At 61.3% G+C, this 10,122-nt stretch carries 7 protein-coding genes and 4 pseudogenes; all 11 read right to left on the bottom strand.

The window, feature by feature from the left end:
- Window positions 1–194: 194 nt before the first annotated feature.
- A pseudogene (locus tag M3461_08160) lies at window positions 195–449 on the bottom strand (sigma-54 factor interaction domain-containing protein).
- A 1,306-nt stretch (window positions 450–1,755) separates the two neighbouring features.
- Window positions 1,756–2,013 (bottom strand): annotated as a pseudogene (locus tag M3461_08155) (IS1634 family transposase).
- 2 nt (window positions 2,014–2,015) lie between these two features.
- Window positions 2,016–2,363 (bottom strand): annotated as a pseudogene (locus tag M3461_08150) (RNA polymerase subunit sigma-24).
- 101 nt (window positions 2,364–2,464) lie between these two features.
- Window positions 2,465–2,896 (bottom strand): YciI family protein, encoded by a 432-nt coding sequence (locus M3461_08145; protein ID MDQ3774320.1) that lies wholly within the window; start codon window positions 2,894–2,896, stop codon window positions 2,465–2,467.
- A 123-nt stretch (window positions 2,897–3,019) separates the two neighbouring features.
- Entirely contained in the window at window positions 3,020–3,487 is a 468-nt protein-coding gene (locus tag M3461_08140) for a VOC family protein (protein ID MDQ3774319.1), read from the bottom strand.
- Between the two features lie 198 nt (window positions 3,488–3,685).
- Complete coding sequence (locus M3461_08135) at window positions 3,686–4,756, bottom strand: nucleoside hydrolase (protein MDQ3774318.1); 1,071 nt, start codon at window positions 4,754–4,756, stop codon at window positions 3,686–3,688.
- A 167-nt stretch (window positions 4,757–4,923) separates the two neighbouring features.
- Window positions 4,924–5,445: a hypothetical protein gene (locus M3461_08130; GenBank protein MDQ3774317.1), complete on the bottom strand. Its 522-nt coding sequence runs from the start codon at window positions 5,443–5,445 to the stop codon at window positions 4,924–4,926.
- Between the two features lie 30 nt (window positions 5,446–5,475).
- Window positions 5,476–5,958 (bottom strand): annotated as a pseudogene (locus M3461_08125) (DUF1579 domain-containing protein).
- A 20-nt stretch (window positions 5,959–5,978) separates the two neighbouring features.
- Window positions 5,979–6,338, bottom strand: coding sequence for a YciI family protein (locus M3461_08120; GenBank protein ID MDQ3774316.1), 360 nt, complete (start codon window positions 6,336–6,338; stop codon window positions 5,979–5,981).
- A 516-nt stretch (window positions 6,339–6,854) separates the two neighbouring features.
- On the bottom strand, window positions 6,855–8,132 hold the full coding sequence (locus M3461_08115) for an RNA polymerase sigma factor (GenBank protein ID MDQ3774315.1): 1,278 nt from the start codon (window positions 8,130–8,132) through the stop codon (window positions 6,855–6,857).
- A 222-nt stretch (window positions 8,133–8,354) separates the two neighbouring features.
- Window positions 8,355–8,645 carry a substrate-binding domain-containing protein gene (locus M3461_08110; GenBank protein MDQ3774314.1) on the bottom strand — a complete coding sequence of 97 codons (291 nt, stop codon included), beginning with the start codon at window positions 8,643–8,645 and terminating at the stop codon, window positions 8,355–8,357.
- Between the last annotated feature and the right edge of the window lie 1,477 nt (window positions 8,646–10,122).

Raw genomic sequence — 10,122 nt, 5'->3', positions numbered from 1 at the left:
TTGTTTGCGGAAACACATTATACCGCGAAGTGCAGACCGCTTCCTAGTCTTTCTGATCATGAGACCAGTTATTTTACTTAAAGGCTGGATATCACCGGTGGTGATGTCAAGCGCAACGCTACAAACTAAGTGCAACCCTGTATTCTACGCCCTTTCCTGACGATCCGCGTGGAAGTTTATGCAACTGGAGGGTCTATTTCGTCTAGAAAAAGCGTTCCGGTGTTGGCTTCCGCCAGCAGGCCTGCATGAGACGCTGAAGCCCCTGTATAGGCACCACGCACGTGGCCGAAAAATTCGTTTTCCACTAGCTCCAGCGGAATAGCACCACAGTTGACCGCGACAAAGGGCTTGTGTGCCCGAGGGCTCAAGTAGTGAATCGCGCGCGCGAATACCTCCTTACCAGTACCTGTTTCACCCGATATCAGGATCTTAACGTCACACTTCGCGACTGCGGGGACTTTGTGTAGTTGAGCTAGAAAGCTTGGGCTTTCGCCCAACAATTGTGCGAGGCCGAGCTTTTCTTTTAACGCCTGTGTCATCGTCTCCGCTGGCGAGCGCCTCTCCCATAACCGGCGAACACGGGGCAAGATGTCAAGGGCCTCAAGGGGTGCGTCACAAAGTCGCTTGCACCCAGTTCTAGCAGGTCCCATAGGTCGTCTGGCTCCATGGAATCGATGACTATAATGAGAGGGACCTCGGTATTACAACGCCGAAGCGATTTAACGAGAGTGGCAGCCTGGTTGACGAGACGGCCGGTGACAAGAATAAAAAGCAGGTCGTGCTGAACCTCCAAGCCTATTTCAGTATGCTCCGGGGCGACCGAGGAAACCGTGCCGACGGGGGGCGATAATCTTGAAACCTCAATATCTATCGCGGGATCGCGGGCTAGGATCCTTTGCAGGGTTTCTGATACGCCTCCAGTCAGATCAAGATCTAGCAGCAAGACTCTCTTTCGCGACATAACTCCTCGCATCCCACTCACAGTAGATTTGTCACCACCTATGCGGCCCGTTTCATGGGCCGCAGCGACCGTTACCGCTGGGAAACGCTAATCCTAATATGCAATCGGACCTGCCGTACGCCCCGTCCATTCGCCGTGAGAGACGCCCCATGCTCGAGGGAAAGATGGCGGTCTGCAAAAAGTTAGGCAGCCGAATGATCTATCCCACGCGAAGCTATGAAACTGTCACTCTACGACTCGAAGCGAGCATAGAACCGCAGTAGATCCCCTGCACCATTGCGCCAAGGGCTGCGCCGCCGGTTGACTGGCAGCCGGAGACCGTAACGTAATATCCCGGGCGTGCTCATGCAGGGTAACCTGACCGTTTAGGCCTATGGGTTATCCAGCCGAGTACCTCCCCGCTGCCCTTCGCGTAGTACTTGACCAGATCCTCCGTAGTACGCCCTGCGCGCCGGTGATTGGCGATGGTTTCGAGACCGCAATAGAGCCCTGTCGGGCTCTTCGGGGCGTTGCACGCTGCCGGTCTTTGGGAATACCGATGACCGGGGATCGGGTCTAATGATTGAAAGTGATTTTTAGCGAAGCAAGGATGGGATGAGGATCGCACCTCCTCTACGTTCTGTCATGTAACTAAGTCACAGAACTTCTGTGAAATATGCACTTGACTTGGCATGAAGAAACTGAACCGACTTAGCCGATTCGGGAGATACTTAGATCCTAAGTAGTTGATATTGCTCACAGGGGCCTCCGTAGGCCCGCAGTACGCGGCCATGGCTGACAGTCACCTCGGCGGTGGTGATCTTCGGCGGCGGTTGAGCGGGCACATCGAGCGCGAGTCTTTGCAGCAGCAGCGTCTGCTCCGGCTCAGGGGGAGGATCAGCTCCCGACCGTCGGTGGTCGGTATGTGCACATCGAGCATCTGCACGACGGCAAACCTCTCAATGACACTGCGCGGGGTCAACCCGGCGCCAGGAGTGCAATCGTCGGCTCAGCGTGACGTGCAGACAATAGGCGAGGAAGGCGATGAAGATGTGCGCCTCGATGCGCCGATCGAGTGGACTTCCGGCTCCTTTGCAGCGAGCTCGGCCAGGATGCGGTCGAGATGCAGCGCCTCGTCACACAGCGCAAGTCGCATCCAGTCGTCAGCGGCGGTCGCCGACTAGTCTTCGTTGAAGACGAGGTAGAGGACCTGGAGCACCGACGACAGACGGGGGGGCGGGCTCGTGTGCGCGGGGATCTCGAAGAGGACGCGTGCCTCGGCGAGGGTGCGCTCGGCCCGGACGATTCGCTGGGCCACGGTCGGCTCCGGGACGAGGACTGCACGCGCGATCTCCTCGGTCGTCAGACCTCCGAGCAAGCGCAGCGTGAGCGCAACGCGGGCCTCGGCAGAGAGCATTGGATGTCAACACGAGGCGCACGAGATCGTCGCCGTGACGAGCGCGTCCTGCGCGAGATCCTTCGGCGACACCGACTCGCAGCGCGCCGCCACTACGGTTTCGCGCCCTACGGCTTGCCGGATTTCTGGATGTGTTCGCGCATGCGCTCCTCCGCCTCCCTGAGCTCGGGCGTGAGCTCGGCACCAAAATCCTCCGCCTCGAACACCTGGCGGATCTCGATCTCGGCCTCCGTGCCAGCGGGATTGGGGCAGCGCTTGACCCATTCGATCGCCTCTTCCTTCGACTTCACCTGCCATAGCCAGAAGCCGGCGATTAGCTCCTTCGCCTCGGTGAAGGGCCCGTCGATCACGGTCAGCTTCTCTCCAGAGAACTGGACGCGCGCGCCTTTCGAGCTCGGCTGGAGCCCCTCGCCCGCGAGCAGCACGCCGGCTTTCACCAGCTCTTCGTTGTACTTCCCCATCTCGGTAAGGAGCTTCTCGTTGGCGAGAACGCCCGCTTCCGTGTTCTTGTCGGCTTTGACCAAAATCATGAATCGCATCGTGGTAACTCCTTGTGGTAACGATTGAGAGCTGCGCTTGTGGGCGGATTCGGACGCAGGCACGTCCACGCCCTGTGCCTATCGCAGAAGTCCTACTCCACCCGCCTACGAAATTCAGGCTTGCTAGCCACATGCTTTCTGCGCCGCCTGTTGCATCTCTTCCGGACTCACATCGCGAATGTGCGTGGCTACCGACCAATGATGACCAAACGGGTCTTCGAGTTTGCCATAACGATCGCCCCAGAACATGTCCTCGAGTGGCATCGTAATCTTCGCCCCAACACGGACGGCACGTTCGAACACCGCGTCGACATCCTCGACCTGGAGATGGATAGTGACCGGTGAACCATTGAGTGACTTCGGTCCGAATGAACCCCAGTCGGGGAATTCGTCAACCAGCATGACCACCGAATCACCTATTCGGATACAAGCATGGATGAGTTTGCCCTGTGGACCCGGCACCCGCGCCATTTCCACGGCATCGAACGCCTTCTTGTAAAACTCGATGGCATCGGCTGCGCCGGCACAAATCAAGTGCGGCGTCACGGTGTGCATCCACTCCGGAACGGGCTTTACTTGCGGCTTGATCATCGTAATTTCTCCTTCTAGTTTCTGGTTAAAAGCTGGGCGTCCGAGCGGATTCGACCGGCTCAACCCCCGGCTCTACTCTCTAGTCGAACGAAGGTCCGCGCAATCGACAGGTTCAGTGACGCTTTCTGGCGGCCACGCTCGCCTCCGTACTTGCTCCTGTTCAGCGTCATCCTGCCGACCCCGGGGTACGCTCTTAAATCACGTCTCCACTTTGTTATCACCTGTCAGGAGATAGCCGTGAAGTGAGGGGTTGGCCTGTGGACAATAGATCAAGTCGGCCTTTACAGTGGCGTTCGCCGGGGTCTGCGCACCGACCAGCAGGCTTGGACGAGGGTAGAGCCAGAACGCCCACTCGTCGGCAATCCAGGCGTTTGTCACGGCGCAGCCGAACAGGCCAGGCTCCGCCACGTATGCGGCGGCTACCCAGTCGAATGGATAGAAGCCGGGCTGGCCGATGTCGACATGCCAGTAATCGAGCCACCCGCGGGCTCTGCTGGCCACCCACGCGAACGCCGGTCCCAGCCGGGTCAGCCTGTCAAGATCGTCGGCCGTGATCCGAACCTGGCGCGCCGCATCGTACGAGACCAGCGTCATCGGCGGGCGCATGCGCAAAACCGATCGTGCCGCGACCTCGTCCTTGGCGAAGTTCAGGTCGCGAAAGATGGGCCCGTGTCCCAGCAACATGCCGCGCTCCGATCCCTCGGATGGATGGAAGATGTGCCCCGGCCTGTGACCCATCACGGAGACGAGCCCCGCGACATTGCGCTGCAGATCGGGCCGGCCGTCGAGGGCCGCGGCCACGTTGGTCAGCGGGCCCAAGGCGAGAATCGTGAGCGGGCCCTGCTCCAACTCAGCGCGAAGCGCCGCGTGGGCCGGCTGCGTTGCATTGCCGGAATTTGGGAGGGGACCTGCCGCGCCGCGCCAGACGGTAATGCGCGGGAGCCCACTGTTCCCCATTGTGGCAACGAGCGCCTCCGTCGTGCGCTCGACGATATCGGCGCTGGCATTTCCGTAGCTGGACGAGATGCCTACGATGTTGGGCCCATTCGCGGCGAGCCAGACAATGGCCAGGCAATCGTCAGGATCCGTCGTCGGTGTCGCGCCACAGGCCGCATCTGTATCGATCCAGATCCGGCTCGATCGCGACACGAGCTGCCCGCCGCTGACGAGATCGAGCGGCGGAGCCTCCAGACGCCCGGTCCGCCAGACCTCCAACGGGATCGCGAGCGATACGACTATGACGCTGAGCACGGCGATGACAGTCGACAAGAAAATCATAGCCGCTCGATTTGGACGGCGCACCATCGTTCAGAGCACAACTGCCGCGGCGAGCAGCGTCAGACCGAGCAGGCCAAGTCCCGCACGCAGGACGTGCGAAAGCTCCCAGCGGTTCCGCAGCACCGTCCAGTCCTGCGTGCGCGCATCGGCTTCTCGCTTCAACGGATCGAATGAAAAGAAGTGGCCGCTGGCACCTTCGAGTTTAAAATCCTTGAGCCAGAAATGTTCACGGGATGGGTCAGCACCCAATACGCGGCGTGCATCGCCAACAGGACAACGAACGTACCGAGCGTTAGCCAAAACTCCGCGGTTCCCGCCGGCATCGCAAGCACGAGTAGGAGCGTGGTCAACAGGCCTCCGGCCTCGCCGACCATTCCACCGATCGTGAAACCCGGATAGTAGATCGGCTGTGTGCTGAGGTATGCCGCCTTCGACAGCCGCAGTTTGCCAGGCAGCTCGAGCGCATGGGCGAGCGCGAGCGCCATTGCCACCGACACGAGTACGACAGCCAAGACTTGTAGAGTCAGAAACATCGGGGCACCTCCTGTTCCGCTGCAACGGCTGGGGCCATGGCTAAAGGCCACGTCGTAGCCTGCAGCGATGTGCAGGTCGTGGATCTCGAAGATATCATCGGTGCGGACACAGGCAAAGACACGCTTGCCAGTGCTTTCCGTACGCATCCACACCCTTGAGTTGCAGCGCTGCGGTCACTACGTCGTCCGCCGATAGTTCGCCGTCATAAATGGGTGCCATTTCCCATCATCGCCCAGCGAATGCGACGTCATCACCCGGTGGTCGTCGCTCTTGACCTCGATCACGTCCTTGTACCTCACGAACTCTCCATCGTCGGTGCGGCTCGGGCCCTCGGCATTGAGCGTCAGTACCTTTCCCCCCGCGTCCAACGACCCATCGTACACCCATAGGTAGGTCATCATCGATGCCACAAAACTCCCGACGTACTGCCGCTTCTGCGGGTCGTGGCCAAGGGTCATCAATGTCGTCGCCATGCCTCCGCCGGGCATCTCGCCGGAGCCCTCGCACAGCACTCAGAGGCCACCCAGCGAACGCACGCGCTCCGACCCCGCGAACCTCTCGGGCGGCTTGCCGGGTTCCATCGAACACTCGGACTCATAGGCCCATTCACCAACGAGCTTCTGCAGCCACTGGTGTTCTTTCTGCGGTTCAATCTTCATCGGCATCTCCTATATCCTCGTTATTGATCAGTCGGCAGGCCCGCGATGTCGATCACCGGCCGGACCTCGACGGTACCCTTGCGCGCCATCGGGATCCGTGCGGCGATACCGATCGCCTCGTCGAGATCCCGGGCGTCGACTAAGAAGTAACCGCCCAGTTGTTCGCGCGTCTCCGCGAACGGACCGTCGGTCACGAACCGTTTGCCGTCCCGCACCCGGACGCTGGTCGCGGTTGATGTCGGGTGCAACGGGTTGGCGGCCAGATACTGGCCGCTTGATTTAATCTGTTGTGCGAGCTGCGTGGACTCCACGTAACAGTCCTCCCGTTCGGTCTCGCTCAACGCCAGCTCGTCAAGGTAAATGAGTAACATGTATTTCATCTGCGACTCCATCAATCAGTCGAACTGCGGGTGTCCGGATCGACACCGCTCGTGAGGCGTATACGGCGACGTCCGCCTGGTCTCAGTAGATCAGTACCAAGAGCTTGCTGTAAAAGCGCTTGGCGTCCGCAACGTCGGTGGTTAGCAGCTCACACCAACTGGGGCGCCGTGGAGCTTGTCTTTGGTATCCATAGCGATCTCCTCGATTTGATTCAAAATGATGAAACGGCTCGGGTGGCTTCCTACCCCTCAACCACTGTCGTATCCCTTGGGCCGTCGCCGTGCCGGTCGTGATGCCGCACCCAGTCCTTGGTGCTGGTCGCGTTGAGGAAGCCGCCCAACATCTCCGGTTCGGCCTGGAAAACTTGTTCACATCGGATAGTCGTTCGAAGAAGGCAAAAATCGACATCGGAGTGCCGCGCGAGAGCGTTGCGCTCGGATCCCCATGCGCCGGCAGGAGGACAGACGATGGATCTCGCCCTCATAGCCCGCCTGTCTAGATCTACGTTCGCCGCCTCAACCCAGTAGTTCGCGCAGCCGGCGCTCGAGAAACCGTTGCTCCGGCTCCTGCCTCGTGAAGCCGAGGGCGCGTTGGTAGGAGGCGCGGGCTTCCGCTGTCCGCCCCAGCCGCCGGCACAGGTCGGCGCGCGCCGCGTGCGCCAGGTGGTAGTTTGCGAGATCGCCGCGCGCCAGGATGGCGTCGATGAGATCAAGACCGGTCAAAGGACCATCGCGCATCGCCACCGCCACGGCGCGGTTCAGTTCGACCACGGGCGACGGTTCGGCCCGCGCCAGCAGGTCATACAATCCGACGATCTGGGCCCAGTGGGTCGCGGCGGCGCTGGGGGCGTTGGCGTGGACCGCGGCGATCGCCGCTTGCAGTGTGTACGGACCGAACCGGCGCGACCCGACCGCCCGCTCCACCAGCGCCGATCCCTCCGCGATCTGATCCCGGTTCCAGAGCGAGCGGTCCTGTTCGGCCAGGAGTACCAGTTCGCCCGCCGGCGAGCTGCGCGCGGCGCGCCGCGATTCCTGCAGCAGCATCAGCGCGAGGAGGCCCAGCGCCTCGGGCTCCGGCAGCAACTCGACCAGCAGCCTTCCCAAGCGGATCGCCTCGCCCGACAGATCGTGGCGCGTCAGCGACGCACCGGATGACGCGGAGTAGCCTTCGTTGAACACGAGGTAAACCACGCGCAGCACGCTGTCCACTCGATCCGGGAGATCGGTCAGCGATGGCACCTCATAGGGAATGCGCGCGTCGCGGATCTTTGCCTTGGCACGCACGATCCGCTGGGCGAGCGTGGGCGCAGCGGTCAGGAACGCGCGCGCGATCTCCTCGGTCGTGAGGTCGCATACTTCGCGCAGCGTCAGCGCTACCTGGGCGTCCGGCGGCAAGGCTGGATGGCAGCAGGTGAAGATCAGCCGCAGCCGATCGTCCTCGACGCCCTCGTCGTCGCGCGCTGCGGTCTCGTCGATGCCAGCGTCGACTTGTTCCGTACAATCGTCCAGAGCATCGAATCGGGCGCGCCGGCGCATGCCGTCTATCGCCTTGAAGCGCCCCGCCGAAACGAGCCACGCCCGCGGATTGGCAGGTACACCATCCCGCGGCCACTGCTCCAGCGCTGCTCTGAAGGCGTCGTGCAGGGCTTCCTCGGCTAGGTCGAAGTCCCCGAGCAGGCGGATCAGGGTGGCCAAGACACGGCGCGACTCGGAGCGGTAGACGGCGTCCACCGTCTCGCGCACCCGCTTGGTGGCGTCCTCGCCTGTCGGCGGCGGACCCGCGGCTACTGGCATTTGAATTCCATAGTACCTATGCGGGGGACCTGTCGCGGTGCCGTACCCCGTCTGTCGGGGCCGAAGGAGGGAGCGGTCTGCATCCGCCGCTCATTCCCTCGCGGCGCTGCCCCGCGGCCCAGGTCAAGGTTTCCTCACGGTTCAGCACACCATTGTAGACGATCGCCGACACGTCCGAATCGTCGCCACGTCCACCCGATAGCAATCCATCAAACCCCGGTCTTACTGTTCGCCCGGCAGGGTGAGGCCGTAGCGTCGCAGGATATCCCGCGCGGCGGGTTGCTGCAGGTACCAGTAGAACGCTTGTGTGGTTTCGTTCGCGCCCTTGATCAGCACCATGCGTTGCTTCAAAGGCTCGTGCCAGGCGTCCGGGATGAGCGCGTAGCGGCCGAACTTCGAGACCGATGGCGAGAGCGCCTGGGAATAGGCGATGATGCCACCCTGAGCCCCTCCGGCAGTCGCTAAGTGAGCGGTATCGGAGACGTTCTCGCCCAAGACCAGATGGTCCTGGATGCGATCCCACAGGCCCGCATGACGCAGCGCCTCCTCGGCGCGTTTGCCGTGTGAGGAGCGTGCTCGGGATTGGCCATGGCAAATCTATTGATCCGTCCCTCCGAAAGCGCGGAGCCAGGTCCCTCAATTCGGATCGGCCTTGAGGGGCGATCCGTACGAGGTCGGAATGGCACGAGTTGTTCAGATCATGCGGCTTTAGCATCGCACGGTGGCAGACTTGGTACTTCCTTGGGCCGCTTCCGCGATGCAGCGTGGTGGCTTGCAGGATTGGCAAAACCGGCGTCCGTGACGTGAGTGTCGTGCCGTCGCCCCATCAGGTCATCGTGCAAGGCTGGCTGCGTGAATACACGCCGCGCCTCGGCTCCCCCGGTCGGGCTCGTTGCCGAAGGCGAGTGCATCACGGCTCCTCCTTGTACTTTCGTGTTCGACCCTTCACCGTGGCTCCCTCCTGGATCACGGCTATTATGGCCTCTGCTGACTTCTGCCCGGTCACGCCCCGCGTTACCGCTGGACGCGCTGTCAAAAACAAGCGGTAGGGTCCGGTGGTTACCCCATGCCTTTCGACATGGTCCTCAGTCCGGCTCCCGTGGCCTATCCCGGCCGCACGCCAGGCGGATCTCCCCGAATAAGAACATGACCGTTTCTTCGGGAAGAAACGGGACGTGCGAAGCACGCCCGAAGGGGGCGCGCCACGGAGGGCGCGCATCCACTGTCAGTGCACAACCGCCGCATTTACCCTATCTCCCGTACCCGGTGGGCTTCGTCATCTTGTGCTGACTCGCCCGGAGACTGAGCCTTCTATGCGCTTTCTGTCCGTCGGCTCGCACCTTTGCGCTCGGGCTTCCTTCAGACCACCCCTCGCGGGATTGCCCTTGCCTTCGGCTAGTAGTTATATGTGTCCTACAATTGGACATTATCGGTACTCCTACAGGGGACTTTCACCCCATAAGTTCATGCCCATGTCGGGCGTACACAACCGGAACGTTGGGCGTCATCAACTTGAGAATGAGATTCGTAGAATGAAGGCGATTCGTCTGTACCGGCACCCTGAGTGTGAGCGCTGTGCTGGCTATGCACGCATGCACCATCGGTTCGATTGGTTGGGTCACTTCGAAGACACCACGGAAACTCCTCCTACCGGGCAATTGCTCGTCGGTGAAATTGCGGTTCAAGACTTGCGCACAGGGGCCACGCTTAAGGGCATCGACTGCTTCCGTTTGCTCTGCAAACATATCCCAACCTACTGGCTCGTGCTGCCATTCACCTACGTCCCGCCAGTTCGCCAAAGGATTGAGAAGGACATCGGCGGGTGTCTGGATGGAACGTGCGAAGTCCCGGTAAAGGAAACAAGATGAGTCGGTCTGTCCGATCGCGACGCGGCCCATGTGCCACACGGCCTCGCGCTTTGCAATGCAGACGCCCAACCAGCAAGGATTGAGCGAGATCGGGTCGAGCTGACGGGCGCAATCCCGTCAGC

This window comes from Pseudomonadota bacterium (assembly GCA_030860485.1).
In the GTDB taxonomy this organism is placed as follows: domain Bacteria; phylum Pseudomonadota; class Gammaproteobacteria; order JACCXJ01; family JACCXJ01; genus JACCXJ01.
This window is presented reverse-complemented; position numbering and strand designations above follow the sequence as displayed.